At 55.6% G+C, this 14,448-nt stretch carries 10 protein-coding genes; 5 read left to right on the top strand and 5 right to left on the bottom strand.

From position 1 onward, the window contains the following. Positions 1-35 precede the first annotated feature (35 nt). The 3 genes from ACH2ED_RS16285 to mutY all read left to right on the top strand — a co-directional run bounded on the left by ACH2ED_RS16285 (position 36) and on the right by mutY (position 5,564). Positions 36-2,936: a penicillin-binding transpeptidase domain-containing protein gene (locus tag ACH2ED_RS16285; RefSeq protein WP_395093344.1), complete on the top strand. Its 2,901-nt coding sequence runs from the start codon at positions 36-38 to the stop codon at positions 2,934-2,936. 94 nt (positions 2,937-3,030) lie between these two features. Further along, entirely contained in the window at positions 3,031-4,497 is a 1,467-nt protein-coding gene (locus tag ACH2ED_RS16280; protein WP_395093342.1) for an MFS transporter, read from the top strand. Continuing rightward, positions 4,494-5,564 (top strand): A/G-specific adenine glycosylase, encoded by a 1,071-nt coding sequence (gene mutY, locus ACH2ED_RS16275; RefSeq protein ID WP_395093445.1) that lies wholly within the window; start codon positions 4,494-4,496, stop codon positions 5,562-5,564. Before ACH2ED_RS16280 ends, mutY begins: the two co-directional genes overlap by 4 nt. Positions 5,565-5,987: 423 nt before the next feature. Here mutY and ACH2ED_RS16270 read toward each other — a convergent pair whose 3' ends face one another. The 5 genes from ACH2ED_RS16270 to ACH2ED_RS16250 all read right to left on the bottom strand — a co-directional run bounded on the left by ACH2ED_RS16270 (position 5,988) and on the right by ACH2ED_RS16250 (position 11,628). Continuing rightward, a complete protein-coding gene (locus ACH2ED_RS16270) occupies positions 5,988-7,718 on the bottom strand; it encodes a hypothetical protein (RefSeq protein WP_395093340.1) in 1,731 nt (576 codons plus the stop codon). A gap of 104 nt (positions 7,719-7,822) precedes the next feature. After that, positions 7,823-8,359: a hypothetical protein gene (locus tag ACH2ED_RS16265; RefSeq protein ID WP_395093338.1), complete on the bottom strand. Its 537-nt coding sequence runs from the start codon at positions 8,357-8,359 to the stop codon at positions 7,823-7,825. An 84-nt stretch (positions 8,360-8,443) separates the two neighbouring features. Then, on the bottom strand, positions 8,444-8,812 hold the full coding sequence (locus tag ACH2ED_RS16260) for an integrase core domain-containing protein (RefSeq protein ID WP_395093443.1): 369 nt from the start codon (positions 8,810-8,812) through the stop codon (positions 8,444-8,446). Between the two features lie 149 nt (positions 8,813-8,961). Continuing rightward, on the bottom strand, positions 8,962-10,749 hold the full coding sequence (locus tag ACH2ED_RS16255; RefSeq protein ID WP_395093336.1) for a PQQ-binding-like beta-propeller repeat protein: 1,788 nt from the start codon (positions 10,747-10,749) through the stop codon (positions 8,962-8,964). Between the two features lie 192 nt (positions 10,750-10,941). Then, a complete protein-coding gene (locus ACH2ED_RS16250) occupies positions 10,942-11,628 on the bottom strand; it encodes a hypothetical protein (protein WP_395093333.1) in 687 nt (228 codons plus the stop codon). Positions 11,629-11,681: 53 nt separating this feature from the next. On the opposite strand from ACH2ED_RS16250, the gene ACH2ED_RS16245 reads away from it, so the two are divergent. Together ACH2ED_RS16245 and ACH2ED_RS16240 are read left to right on the top strand one after the other, a co-directional pair. After that, positions 11,682-12,869 carry a M24 family metallopeptidase gene (locus ACH2ED_RS16245; protein WP_395093330.1) on the top strand — a complete coding sequence of 396 codons (1,188 nt, stop codon included), beginning with the start codon at positions 11,682-11,684 and terminating at the stop codon, positions 12,867-12,869. A gap of 48 nt (positions 12,870-12,917) precedes the next feature. Further along, positions 12,918-14,342: an asparagine synthase-related protein gene (locus ACH2ED_RS16240; RefSeq protein ID WP_395093326.1), complete on the top strand. Its 1,425-nt coding sequence runs from the start codon at positions 12,918-12,920 to the stop codon at positions 14,340-14,342. Positions 14,343-14,448 lie beyond the last annotated feature (106 nt).

Below are 14,448 nucleotides of genomic sequence, written 5' to 3'. Positions count from 1 at the left end.
CCCCGTTCATCGGGGCGGTCATTGGGGCGAGTTAAGTGAAGCCGCGCCGTTTTCGGTTGACCGAGGCGCTCTTGCTCTTTTGCACGGCTCTGGTGTTGTTCTTTGGGACGCTTTTAGTCTCGGTTGCAAAAACGCCCGCGACGGCTCCTGTGTTGCTCAATGTGGCGATGGCTCCAGAGCTGGCGAAGGCACTGGGTGGCGATGCGGCGCTGGCACAAAAAATAGTCGCAGATCGCACCAAAAACGGCGGCTACTCGGATGTGGATGCTCTGGCGCGGCGTAAAGTGCTCACGTCGGCGCAGCTACGCACTTTCGAGCCGGAGCTCGCCATCCGAACCTGGGGAACGGCGAGCGCCTCGCTCTGGTTCTCCGCGCTTGGGCTTCTGGTGATGTTTGTCGGGCTGCACTTTCACCTGCGCCGTGTCTGGCCTAGCGCCGATCCGTATCTGCTGCCCTGCGCGGCCTTGCTCTCCGTGCTCGGGGTCCTCTTGCTCTTTGGACTGAAAGATCCCATTCGCGATCGACTCGCGTTCTTTGCCCAGGTGCAAGGCGTCTGGCTGGGGGGGCTTGCTGTGTTTTTGCTCACGATCAAGCGCTTCTGGAGCCTGCCGCTACACCGCTACGGCTATGTCTATGCGCTCACGTCGGTGCTGCTGATCGTCCTGCTGGGCGTTTTTGGCGGCGGGCAGGGCGGCGTGAAGCTCAATCTTTTTGGTTTTCAGCCCGTCGAGCTGATCAAAGTCCTGCTCGCTTTCTTTCTGGCGAGCTATCTCGCCGACCGAGGGAGGGCGCTGGCAGACAACTCCGCGCAGGCGCGTCGTGCCGATCTCTATCCCTTGCTCGCGATGTACGCTCTGCCGCTCGCACTCTTTGCCTTGCTGAAAGATCTAGGGCCGGTGCTGGTGCTCTTCGGGACCTTTGTGGCGCTGCTCTATGTGGTCACGAGCCGTAGCGCCTTTGTCTGGTTGGGGCTGGCAGCACTCGGGCTGGGTGGCTGGATCGGGTATGTCCGGCACTTTGGGGTCTTTCGAACCCGTGTCGAGATGTGGCTTCATCCCTGGGATAATGCGTCTATCGGAGGCGATCAGCTCGCACTCGGGCTTTGGGGGATGGCCACGGGCGGCGCGGGTGGTGCGGGGCTCGGGCTGGGGGGGACGAAGTTTATACCCCGTGGTGGCTCGGATCTGGCGTTCTGCGCACTTGCAGAGGACATGGGCCTCTTTGGTCCGCTCGCCGTTGTACTCTGCCTCCTGGTGATTTTCTGGCGCGGCCTCGCCATGGTTCCCAAGACCCACTCCGAGTTCGAGCGCTATCTGGCCACCGCACTCACAACGCTGATTGCTTTGCAGGGGCTCGTGATTACAGCGGGCTGCCTGGGGCTGCTGCCACTGACAGGAATCTCGCTGCCGCTGGTGGCCTACGGGAAATCATCGGTGGTAATGATCTGGGTGAGTATCGGACTCTTGCTGGGAATCTCGCAGAAGGCGCAGCACGATCCAGAGCTTGTGCCACCTTTTGTCCATAAAGGCCTGAGCCGATTGATGCTCGCCTTGACTTTACCACTGCTCCTGTGCATGATCACGGCGCTTGCGGCGCAGACGGTTCTAGCCAATCGTAATGCTCTCTTGCTGGTTCGCACCCCCGATGCGGATAGAGTGATTCGTACGCACCGGAACCCGCGCCTACTCGCTATCGCGAAACAGATCCCCCGGGGACGCTTGCTGGATCGCAACGACAAGCCGCTCGCACAGACAATTAATGGCAAGCGCCTCTATCCTCTGGGCCCGGCGGGCGCCCATCTGGTTGGCGTGCTCTCTCCCGCGCTCGGTGGGCCGACGGGCTTCGAGGACGCACTCTCCGCGCCGCTTCAGGGCATGGAGGACGGGAGCCAAGCGCTGGCACTCTGGCGTGGAAAAGACCTTCCTGGGTTCTCGCTGCCTGAGGGAAAAGATGTGAAACTCACGCTGGACAGTGCGCTTCAGGAAGCCGCACTCAAGGCGATTGTGAAAGCGGCGAGTCGCCTGAAAGATAAAACAACCGGGAAGCCCAAGCGCGCCGGAGCCACCGTCGTGATTGATATTGCGACAGGAGGTATTCTCGCTGCTGTCACCGCCCCGACCTACGACCCGACCAAGCCCGTGACGGAGACGGTGGGCTCTCCCCAGATCAATCGGGCGACAAATGGCCTCTATCCGCCCGGCTCTGCGTTTAAGCCCGTGACGGCGGCGGCGCTGCTGAAAGCCGGACAAGGCGGCACGAAGCTCTCGGGCGGAACGGGTGGGCGTGAAAAAATAGCCTGGAAGGTCGGCAGCCAGAGCTACGCGCGCAGTGTCACCAACAACGACGGTGAGGCGCTGGGCGGCAGACTCAGCCTGACAGAAGCGCTGGTACACTCCTCCAATATCTTCTTCGCCCATGCCGGAGTTGTGGTCGGGGCGGAGGCACTCCAGAGCATGACTGGGCAGTTTGGTCTCACACATGGCCCCGTGACTGCCAAGTGGGAAGCGGAACTCGCGGACATTGCCTACGGCCAGGGAAGCCTACTCACCACGCCACTGGAGCTTGCAGGAGTTATGCAGACGATCGCAAGTGGCGGCGTGCGCCGTCGCCCCCACTTTGTACTCACTGACAAAACCGAGACACTCGCAACCCCTATCACACCTGAGCAAGCTGCCGTGGTCGCCAGGGCGCTGGGAGAAGTCACGCGGCGCGGAACCGCACGCGGGATCTTTAGCGCCCTCCCATTCTCGGTGGCGGGCAAGACGGGCACCGCTCAGACCGGCAACGGCGACAAACAAAGTCACTCCTGGTTTATCGGCTTCGCTCCCGCGCAGAATCCTAAAATCGCCTTCGCCGTGCTCATCGAGAACGGCGGCTACGGAGCAAAATCCGCTGGCCCTGCGGCGCGTGAGATTCTCCGGGCATGGAGCAAGTGAGCGCCCTGACGACGCCAGAGAACGCGGCACTGAGTAGAGTGCAAAATTTCTGTTACAATGCGACCTAACGAACTCGAACAGAAAGTGATGATTTATGTCAGATAAGCTACGCCTCAGGTTGCTCCTGAGCGTCATGATGTTTTGTCTTTATGCTGTGTGGGGAGCCTGGACTCCCATCATGGCAGCAACGCTCGGAGATCGCCTGGGCGCGACCGGCGTGCAGATTGGGGCTGCTTATGGGGTGCTCTGGCTTGCCTGTATCATCTCGCCCTTTATTGGCGGGCAGCTTGTGGACCGCTTCATGCCCTCGCAGATCTTTCTAGGGATCTCCTCAGCGGTCTGCGCTGGGGCGGCCTGGATGATGTCACAGCAGCACAGCTACGGCAGCTTCATGCTCTGGATGTGGGTCTGGGCGCTCTTTTTTGCCCCGACCCTGGGGATTACTAACTCCATTGCAATGTCCCACTTGGGCAAGGAGGTAGATAGGGAAGGCGACAACACACGCGAACGTTTTGTGGGAATCAGCAAGACCTTCAACATTGCCTGGGCCGTGGTTGCTATTGGCAGTATTGTCGGGCTTTTTGCGACAGGAAACTTCAGCTTCGAGGGAGTTCCGACCCTGGTGACTCTGGGCGTTCTCTCTATCCTGTTTATCTTCTTTTTGGTCTTTCAGGATCTGTCCAAGCCCGCCGATGTCGAGCGCTCTTTCTCCGTAGTGCGGACGGCGGGGACGATTGGCTGGATTATCTCCGCGATCGTGCTGACGATCTGGCTCAAATCGAGTGGACCCGTCGCGAAAGGAACCTGGGCCCCGTTTGAGGAGATGCAGCTCACGGCGGCATTTGGGGTGATTCTGACGATCATTGCGTTTTTTCTGCCCAACACACCGCCGTCCACAGAGACAAAAGACCCCTGGGCCTTTAAGAAAGCCTTTGTGCTCTTCAAGACCGTACCCGGCTTCTCGATCTTCCTCGTCATCTCTCTGATTGTCTCCACCGAGTTTCAGTTCTACTACACATTCTCCGGGCCGTTTATGGAGGATTCGGTGGCGACAGGTGGCCTTGGAATTGACCATAGTATGGTCTCGTTCTATAAAAGCATCGCGCAGTGGGCGGAGATTCTCTGTTTGGGCGTACTGACCCCGCTCTCTCTTAAAAAGCTGGGCCTCCGCAAGACCCTCGTCCTGGGTACTCTGGCCTGGCCCATCCGCTACTTTATGTATGCGATCGGGCAGCCGACCAGCCTCGTGCTGGCGTCTAATGTGCTCCACGGTGTTGGGTTCGCCTTTGTCTTTGTGACGAGCTATCTCTTTGTGGACCGCATCGCCCCGCGCGATATTCGTGCCAGCGCCCAGAGCCTCTTTATGTTGGTGACACTGGGAATCGGCAACTGGCTGGGGACACTGTTCTCCGGCTGGCTAAAAGACCACTACACCACGCCTGAAAAGACCAACTGGCCCATGATCTTCTTAATCCCCGCTGCACTCACCACTGCCTGTGCAATTGCGTTCTGGTTCACCTTCAAGGAGCCCCAGGCCGAAGAGAGGGTCGCTGAGATCTGACTGCGTTTATCTCGCATCTTTTAGCCTGGTACGCCGTTCATAAGCGCGCACTCCCGTGGCGGCGTACCCACGATCCCTATGCTATTTGGGTCTCGGAGATGATGCTTCAGCAGACCCAAGTGGCGACCGCCACTCCCTACTTCGAGCGGTGGATGGCGCGTTTCCCAACGGTAAATACGCTGGCCGAAGCGCCGCTCGACGAGGTTCTTAAGCACTGGCAGGGGCTGGGCTACTACGCCCGGGCACGGAATCTTCATAAGGCCGCCAAGCTGATCTGTGAGCAGCCGGGAGGGGCTTTTCCAACTACCTACGAGGGGGTTCTCGCGCTTCCAGGTGTCGGACGCTACACCGCAGGAGCAATCTGCTCCATTGCGCTGGGGCTTGACACACCGATTGTGGATGCGAACGTGATCCGGGTGCTCTGTCGTGTCTTTGCGATTCCGGGCGATCCAAAATCCCCCAAGACACTGGACGTGCTCTGGAAGAAGGCGGAGGAGCTGCTTCCTAGCGGCCAGTCCGGCGACTTCAACCAGGCGCTGATGGAGCTCGGGGCGCTACACTGCCTCACGCCACCGCGCTGCACAAACTGCCCCGTGCAGAGTGTCTGCACCGCGTTTCAGCAAGGCCAGACCGAGCAGTTTCCAGCGTTTGCCGCGAAGAAAGCCTTCACGTCCCACAACGATGTGAGTCTTTGGATCGAGCGCGAGGGGAAATTTCTGCTGATCAAGCGCCCCGACGAGGGGCTCTGGGGGGGACTTTATGAGCTTCCACGTGTGACGGCAACCCCAGACGAGACCATTGAGCAGGCAGCGGCACGGGCACTGGAGCAGCTTGTCGGAGCGACGGGAAGTGTCGGAGAGCGTTTGGTCAGCCTGCGGCATGGCGTCACGACACGCAAGATCACACTCTATGCCATCGCCGTGTTGGATGTCCGCTTGCCCGACCCACTGCCACCAGGCTGTCTCTGGGCAACAAGAACCGATCTGGCACGCTACCCGCTCTCGTCGCCACAGGCCAAGCTTCTCGCTGCGATTCAGGAGCGGAAAAAGCAGCCAGCGCTGTTTTAAGTTTTAGTGTAGTAAAACAACCCGTGTGCTCGACTCAGCCATCAGCGCCAGCGTTTTGTCTGAGACATCTAGCACCATCGGAGAGAGCATCCATGATCCTGCCCGACATAATAGCCCACACATTCTCTAGCTGCTTAATGACGGTAGGGTGTCCTAGAGGTCCGTTAGACTCGCAGACCTAGTCGCACCGATAGACTCAATATCTACGATTCTCTGATTCCCTACTCTCAGCACTGAGTTGCCGAGAAAGGAACGGGAGCAACCAATGTGGCTGAGGGCTGTAACAACTATCTGAGGCACCGAGTGAGCTATTTGGTTCGCAAGAGCATGTCATTCGCAGGAACGAGCGTATTAAAGCACGGTGGGAGAATCAGGAGAAATAACATGACCTCCGAAAACGGAGGCATAAAAACATGACCCGGATCACGCCAAAGGGAGAGCTTGAAAGTCCATGATCATCTGAGCTACTTTGACAAAGGGAGTACTTAAGTCAGAACGACACTCGATAATTAAGTACGTGAACTCGAAGCCACCAATACCGCGTCGTGGTTCAGGTTGACGTTTCGTCTCGATTTCTTTACGAAAACGGACATAAGCATTGGGATTGATTTTTTGTTGAGTTTCATTTTGGATTCTTCCTTGTGTCTGCTTATCAAGCGATTCGAAAGTTACTCCATTACTAGACAAAATGGCTTTTCTTAAGGTTAGATTTTTATCCATGGCAAGAAAAAGACTCTTCCAGTAGCCCAGGCCATTGCAGACGAGCAAATCATTCAGAATCATACGTTCTAATACAGAGTTAGGAGACGTGTTAATAATTTTAAACAGATCAACTAGATTCATTTTACGATCTTTGTTATTTCTGCGAGCATTTGCTAAAATTTTTATAGCAGACCCTGTTGGTTTCTTTTCTGGCTGATCTATTTTATACCAGGCAATTGGACAAATCAAGAGGCTTTCGTCGTGCCATTTATACAAAAGTTGCGCCGATTCATCGATTATTCCCGTGAAATCTTTTAGCTTAGCCGAATTAGGAAAACGGATTGAAGAGGGCGAATATCCTTTTGGTAAACGCATTAAAACCGGAATATTATATTCCTTTGCAATAGTATGCCATATCGTTTCAAAGCTTATAGCAGAAAATGATTGATTCTGATTAATCTTTTTAAGACTGTCGTAATACTCAATAGGTATAGGTAATGTTTTTATATTTTTATATGAAATATCGATGTTTTCTTCTTTCGAAGAGAGAGAATCTGAATCGAGAACCCAGTCAATTCTCATTTTACTTTTGAGAGATTCTAAAGTTTTAGTTGCCCCTGTGACTCCGTATCCCGCTCCACCATCGGGTTTCCCTTCCAACATTATATAGATAATGGGCAAAGCATTTGATTCCTTTGGATTATTGTAGATAGATACTTTATCTAAACTTCCCCATTGTCTTTGAGGAGATAGCTTCTCATAGATTGGCTTCAAGTAATTATAATATTGATAACATTCTTCTGGTATTTTCGATTGATCGGGAAATTCTTTTTTTGCGTACTCATCCGAAAACAAAAGTGCTTTTCGTAATTCTGGAGTCGTTAATTTCCCAAAAGCTTTGATTTTTAGAAAATCCATCTCCTTGTCAAAACCACCGTTTTCCGTTGACTTTTCTGCTATCTTTTTCCGTTCCTCTTCGGATTTATCGCAATTCGCTATTTTTTCTTCTAGAGCATTTAGCATCTCACCGCGAATGTAATAATAAACGTTCTTCGCATAAAGAACAGAAGCGCTCGATCTTTCAAGAGAATAGATAAAATTATTTTCTTTTTTTTGCCTTAACCAAAAACATTCCGCAGTACGAAAACTAAATAGAGAATATATCGAATCTAGAATCTTAATAACAGGTACATCAAATGCAAAAAAAGAAATTTCTTCTCCTGCGAGATAAGCGCTATCACTTGAATTAATTAAAATCCCTGTCTGGCGATATATTTCATCAAAAACGTACCATAATCGTGAGTACAGTAAGTCTATGGTACATTTCTGAAGAAGTCGTGGGTCTTCATCCTGCCAATCTTTCAAATGACGAGTTTGAGAAGGCGGTTGTGCTATCTCTGGATAAAAAGTACTTATAACGCCTAACGAAATCAATTCTCGCCTATTAATCATTTCTGTACACATTATTTTTCTTTAAAGATGTATAAAATAAAAATACCCTGCAAGAATTTCCTATTTTAGACTCGCGCAGGGTATAAAAGTTTTGGTTTGTTACCTTAATTTTTTACAATGAACGGTGTTCTGAATACATTTGGGCTTGGTACACCAGAGCCAGAATAAGTTGGTGTTAGTTCTGCCACAGGAGTATCACTACTTCCATAAATCTTCGCCGTCGCACTTGCGCTAACATAGTGTGTAATCGTACTGTTTATATTAAAAGTATGGCTGAGAGTTATTGGATTTAGAGATCCATTACCATTAGCATCAAGAAGAATAGGATAGGAGTTTGGAAAAGTTGTAACTATATCATAACCTGTATCAAGATCATCTAAAAGCATTTTACCCGATAAATCCATATTGATTGTTGTATTTGGAGTGCCATTTTCGTAACTAAAAGTAAATTTACAAGATAGAGGTACTTCGACATATTTCATATAGATACCTGGATGTGAATAAACTACAAACTCTTGATTCCACGAAGGCTTAAGCACCTCTAGCCATATTGCTGGGGTGGGAGGAAAAGCTAGAGTTGGTGCTGAAACAGCACATGTCATACACACAGCAGCGAACATTTTGAACTGAAAATTACGCATCGTAATTGTCTCATATTTCTTTACTGTAGTACCGCACAATTGCGGTACATTGTAATCCTGACGTTTGACTGAACAGTTTCAGGACTACGAGATTGTAACATTTTCTCCCTGGATTGGCAAGGCGATTTTCGCTACAGGAAAGGGCGGCGGGCACGCAACCAAGGCATCGCTACCACCACTTAAAAGCACCTCCGAGGCCCGTGTTTCCCGCCAGCGTTCCTCGAAGACGGCAGGAGGCAGATAGCCCAGCTTGGAGTGAACACGCTTCCTCTGATAGACCTCCTCAATGAAGATACCTATCTGAGCTTGAGCGTCCCAGAAGTCGGTGTACTCGCTCATCTGGACATGGTCTGCCTTTAAGGTACGCATCCAGCGTTCCGCATAGCCGTTCTTTTCGGGGCAGCCAACGGAGGCCATGGAAACCAGTACTCCCTTGGATTTGAGTAGGTTCACGTAGGCCGTGGCCGCATACTGACCCCCTGCCACCGGGCTGTCTCTGGGCAACGAGAAGCGATCTGGCACGCTACCCGCTCTCGTCGCCACAGGCCAAGCTGCTCGCTGCGATTCAGGAGCGGAAAAAGCAGCCAGCGCTGTTTTAAATTTCAGTGCAGCAAAACAACCCGTGTACTCGACTCAGCCATCAGCGCCAGCGTTTTGTCTGAGACATCTAGTGCCCTCGGAGGTTGCTCTGCATGAGGCCCGTACTGACGGGTTCCCCACACGTACTGACCCGTCGCGCTGTCCAGGGCAAAGAGCGGCGTCGTCCCCTCCCGTGTTTTCCCCGAGAGGTTGATGCAGATCAGTGAGCCTGCCACGCGGGTGACGAAGCTGTCGCCCGGCACGGGGCTTGTGGGCAGGTAGTTGCTCCAGCGGACAGTGCCGTCTGCCGGACGTAGTACTTGAAGGGGAAGGCATCCGGAAGTCATGGGCTGTGGTAACACAACAAGCTCGCCGTTGGGGAGGGGCCCCACCACGCAGCTCAGACCACTACGGCTCCAGAGTGTGTTTCCCGTTGCAGGATCGTGGGCACTACAGGCAGTGCTGGAGTAGACAATGAGCTGCCGCTGATCTTGCGTCAGATAGCCTTGCTCGCCTCCTGATGCGACTGTCCAGATCCGGGCACCATTGGAAAAGTAGAGGGCCCGAAGCTCGCTCCCAGTCATCGAATAAAACAGCGACCCACTGCCCGTTGTCTGAGCACCCGCAAAGATACTGTTCGTGGGGACGCGTACTTCCCAGAGAGGGCTGCCCCGCTCCGCATCGAAGGCAATATACGCCCCACTTAGGGAGTTGTAGCAGAGGACACGGGTCGGATCGGCCCAGACAATTTGGGCATCGCTGCTCAAGGGCTGGCTCCAGAGCACCGTTCCTGAGCCCAGCTCTCGTCCCTGAAGGAGCGGTGGCTCGGTGCCGAACGGGAAGCCAAAGAGGCGCGTGTCGCCGACACTGCGCATGTCCTCGCGCCCGAAATTCTGTGTCGCCTGCCAGAAAAAAGCCCCGTCTGAGATTCGGTGAATGCGAATTCCCTCTTGAGACTCAAGATAAACACCAAGAAAGCCGCCCAGAGTGTGGCCCATGAGGTAGCGAACCCTGGCGGGAAGAGCACGTTGCCAGACCAGAGCACCGCTACTCTCCACACAACTGAGTATGCTACCGTGAGCGATCACAAACTGACCATTGCCGACGGCCAAAATATTGCCGAAAGTTCCTGAGAGTCGGAACGATGCAACTTGTGGCTGTGTCGGGGTCGGGTCGCCGCTACAGATTGGCCGGATCAGATTTGCCGACTTGCCCGACTCTTTCTCTCGTGCGGTCAGGGTGGCAACGCCAAAGCCCGCTTCGGTAAACACGGCGGTTGGGCCGGTTGGAGCCAGCGACCCCAGGGCGCTGTCGCTCGTGCTCCACTCCCACTGCGCCGGGGCCGTCAGCACCGCACTGCCCGCACTGTCACGCGCCGTCGCGGTTAGAGTGGTCTGTGCGCCATCGGTAACGGAGCTTAGCACGACGGTTGAAATCACGGAGGTTAGGCTGAGCGTCAATCGCTCTAGCTTCCCCTGGAGCAAGCTGAAAGGCACAGACGCTGTGGACAGAGGCGCACCTGTGCCCTCCGCTGTCGGGTACGCGACCGCCTCCAGGGTTAGCGCCACGGCAAAGGGAAGATCGGTGAGCTGCTCCTCGCTGTCTGGCCCCGCTAGAAAAATGCGCGTCGCGAGCACTTTACTGCCTTGCTTGATCTGAACGCGAACGCTTTTTGCGGCGAGTGGCAGTGCCCGCGAGGCATCGGGCCAGTCTAGCGTAAAGATAATGCCCGTAGGAGTGGACGGCCCACCACTGCCTGAGCAACCTGCCGTCAAAGATAAAAAAAGCAGCGTCCGCCGCGAGAGTTTCATGCGAGGAGATTATATCCTTTCCCGCCCACACGAACGTGGGCGTCTGCGGGCGTGCCGCCACAATGTCGCAAGCGACTCGGAGAGTTTTGTTAGTCGCGGAGCGACATCCCAGCCGAAGGCTCATAGACGCCCACGTTCGTGTGGGCGGATCCCGTGTGGACGGAAAACGAGGAGATTATATCGCCTGCTCCTCTATTTCCTATCGCCTAGATACTCGTGTGCTGCTGCTCGGAGGCGCTCGTCCGGATGGCGACTGCCCTTGTGTGCGAGCTGCTCTGCTCCGGGTTCCTGTAGCTCTCCCAGAACAAGAAAGAGCCGGATCGGCAGCTCGATCTCGCCCCCCTTCGAGTTCCTGAGTCGCTTCAGTCGGCGCTCTAGCTCTCGAATCAGATAGTGGCGGTCTGACTGCGGGAGGGCATCGAGCTCATCGCGAGGGACTCGGGCGAGGTGGTGGCCAAGTAGGCTAAGTGCCGCCCGGCGAACCTGTCTCTCTTGCTTACCCGCACTCTCACGCCCCTGCTCCAGCGCCTGCAAAATCCGCAGGAGCCCGGGCAGCTCGGTGCGAGGTAGGTCTTCAAGTAGCATGGTTGTTGTTTGGAGGAGTGCCTGGCGGTCCTCTGGTTGGCACTTGACAAGACATAGTCCCAATAAAACAAACAAAACAGTAACCAACCCGATAAGTGTGATACTGAAACCTTGGGCCTGACTGCCGATCAGTGCCAGGCAAATAAACAAAGTCGTGGTGATTCCAAGCAGGCCCTCAAAAAACGGCTTGCGGCGCGTGTATCGTTCGAGTCGTTCTGCAACTTGTTGCAGTGCCTCCCCCGTACTCGGCGTACGAGGGGCAAGCTTTTCTTGATTACTCTGCTGGCGCTGCATGGGAACACATTCGGCAGAGAGGGATTTGTCTCCTGCATCACGAACCTTTGGCCATGAGTGACTTGACCCGTGAGAAGCTAAACCAGGCCGCTGCAATTGTGGCGCAGTCGGGTGTGGAGGTGTGGCTGACATTTGTACGCGAGACGAGTGCAATTTTCGACCCGTGCTTGCCGTTTCTGATGGAGGGCGGGCTGACCTGGCAGGGTGCGCTGCTGGTGAGCAAGTCGGGGAAGAAAGTGGCGGTGGTGGGAAACTTCGACACCGCTGGGTTGCAGCATTCCGGCGACTGGGACGAGCTGATTGGCTATGTCCAGTCTATCCGCGAGCCTCTGCTCGACGCGCTGGAGGAGCTGATCCCGGTGAGTGTTGCCACGCCGCAGATTGCGGTGAACTACTCCGAGAACGACGATAAGTGCGACGGGTTGACCTATGGGATGTTTCGGCTACTGGAGAGCTACCTCGCTCACACGCGCTTCGCCAACGCCCTCGTCTCCGCCGAGCCGATCATCCGGGCACTGCGGGGGCGCAAGACGAGCACGGAGCTCTCGGCGATGCGTGCGGCGATTGTGGAGACCGACCGGCTCTTTGATGAGATCGCGGCGTTTGCAAAAATCAGTGTCACGGAGCGGCAGATCGCAGATTTTGTGCATGCAAAAATTACCGAGCGTGGGCTGGGTTATGCTTGGGAGCAAGAGGGAAACCCGATTGTCAACTGCGGCCCGGACTCCGCTGTCGGGCACAGCGCTCCTAGTCAGCTTGCGCTAGCTCCCGGCCATATTCTCCACATTGATCTGGGCGTTGTTCAGAACGGCTACGCATCAGACTTGCAGCGTTGCTGGTTTGTGGGCGATACTCCTCCTGAGGCAGTTTTACGTGCCCACGCCGCCGTGCTGGGCGCGATTGAGGCGGGCTTTGCGGCGCTGAAACCCGGCGTTTCTGGCTGGGAGGTGGACGCGGCGGCGCGGAGCTTCCTGGTGGCGGCAGGCTATCCGGAGTATCTGCATGCGCTGGGCCATCAAGTCGGACGCGTCGCCCACGATGGCGGCGGGATTCTCGGCCCGTGCTGGGCTCGCTACGGCCAGACCCCGTACTGGCCCGTGGAGGTGGGGCAGGTCTACACCCTGGAGCTGGGCGTGCGTGTGGAGGGCTACGGCTACTGGAGCCTGGAGGACATGGTCGTTGTCACTGAAGCGGGGGCTGAGTGGCTCTCCACCCCCCAGAGAGATGTTTGGATGCTCTAGGTTCTCCACAGCGGAGGAATCCCCCACCATTGCGCCGAATGATCCGTCATGTTACACGGAATTGAGAGACTCGTAGACTTGGTGGGGGTTCGCAGCAGCGCCCTGACGGGAACGGATAACGCTGGGATTGCTGCGGCCCTGGCAACACGCGATGTGGCGGCTCTGGTGGCCACGGATGGGCATTTCGCTGGCACGATGCGCGACGGTCAGACCATTCGCATGGCACGCACGATTGGTGTTCCGCTGCGCTACTTTGTTGCCAAGATGTTCCATGGCCCGTTTCTCGTCACTGCTGATCGCATGGACGTTATCTATGACTGGTGTGTGAGTCAGAAAATCGGTTGGCAGTTTGACCCGACCTACACCCGTATGGTGCCCGCGCACTATCTCACCGAGATCGAGCAGATCGGCTGTCCTGACCCGGCCCCGCTCTACACCCGCTTCTGGGAGCCGCAAGTCGCGCAGGGCGGCGAAGATATCGAGGCGCTTGGGGGCGCGTATCTGAGGGCGGCCTTTGAAGCAACAAAAAGCTGGCTGGCGACACTACCCCACGAGGCGCAGATTGGGATCGCATTCTCCGGAGGCATTGACAGCACGAGCGTTTTGTTGCTCGCCCGCAAGGCCCTGACGGATCTTGGCCGCAACCCGGATACTCTTCGCGCCTTTACGCTGGATTTGCACGAAGGCAAGGGCGCGGACGCGGCGCAGGCCGAGAAGATCGTCACGGATCTGGGCATTGCGCACACGTGGGAGCGCATCACGGTTGCGGCTTCTGAGTACAATCTCCGCGAGGCCATCACGTGTATCGAGGACTACCATCCCCTCGATGTGGAGTGTGCCGCCGCAGGAATCGCCTTGCTGAAGGCCGTCCGCGAGCGCTACCCGGAGCTTCTGTACTTCATGGATGGCGACGGCGGCGATGAGAATGCGAAAAGTTACCCTCTGGAGGATTCCGACCTCACGCTGAGCTCTATTTTGCGTAATCCACTGCTCTACCAGGAAGGCTGGGGGATAGATGCGATTAAGCACAGCGCGACCTACTCCGGTGGCCTCTCCCGCGCCTACATTCGTACGTTCGCACCCGCCCAGCGCTACGGCTTCACGGCGTTCTCCCCGTTCACGGTGCGCTCCGTGATGGCACGCGCCGTCGCCATTCCCTTTCCTGCAATTCTCAATGGCTCTCTGGAGCGGCTCTACAGCCTAAAAGGTGAATTGGTTGCCTCCGGAGTGAAGGACGTCACGGGGATCGAGATGCCGGTCTCGATCAAGCGGCGCTTCCAAGACGGTGCTCGCGCCGCTGTGGCGGGCGATACCGAGAACAACTCCTACTACAAAGCCTGGCGTGTGAGTAAAGCCTGGTGTCGCCAGATCTTTCTGCGCCAGTGGGAAGACAAGCTGCGCTCCGCCTGGGAGGAGCAGGAGCAGCTCTCCGGGAACTTCGTGCCGGGCGTTTTAGAGCCGCTTCTCCAGTAAGTAACCCTGTAACTGATCCCACGACTAAAGTCGAGGGCTTTGACAGTAACGAGAGGCAAGCCTGACGTCCCGTCTATAGGGCAAGTTACATTGCCCCGTGTTCGAC

Source organism: Armatimonas sp., assembly GCF_043757465.1.
Lineage (GTDB): Bacteria > Armatimonadota > Armatimonadia > Armatimonadales > Armatimonadaceae > Armatimonas.
Note: the sequence above shows the minus strand (reverse complement) of the source record. Positions and strands in the feature narration are given on the sequence as shown.

Bases quoted from the DNA above. Each gene is read 5' to 3' on its own strand.
- ACH2ED_RS16280 (WP_395093342.1), top strand. From the start codon at position 3,031: ATGTCAGATAAGCTACGCCTCAGGTTGCTCCTGAGCGTCATGATGTTT.
- ACH2ED_RS16270 (WP_395093340.1), bottom strand. From the start codon at position 7,718: ATGATTAATAGGCGAGAATTGATTTCGTTAGGCGTTATAAGTACTTTT.
- ACH2ED_RS16265 (WP_395093338.1), bottom strand. From the start codon at position 8,359: ATGCGTAATTTTCAGTTCAAAATGTTCGCTGCTGTGTGTATGACATGT.
- ACH2ED_RS16255 (WP_395093336.1), bottom strand. From the start codon at position 10,749: ATGAAACTCTCGCGGCGGACGCTGCTTTTTTTATCTTTGACGGCAGGT.
- ACH2ED_RS16250 (WP_395093333.1), bottom strand. From the start codon at position 11,628: ATGCAGCGCCAGCAGAGTAATCAAGAAAAGCTTGCCCCTCGTACGCCG.
- ACH2ED_RS16245 (WP_395093330.1), top strand. From the start codon at position 11,682: ATGAGTGACTTGACCCGTGAGAAGCTAAACCAGGCCGCTGCAATTGTG.
- ACH2ED_RS16240 (WP_395093326.1), top strand. From the start codon at position 12,918: ATGTTACACGGAATTGAGAGACTCGTAGACTTGGTGGGGGTTCGCAGC.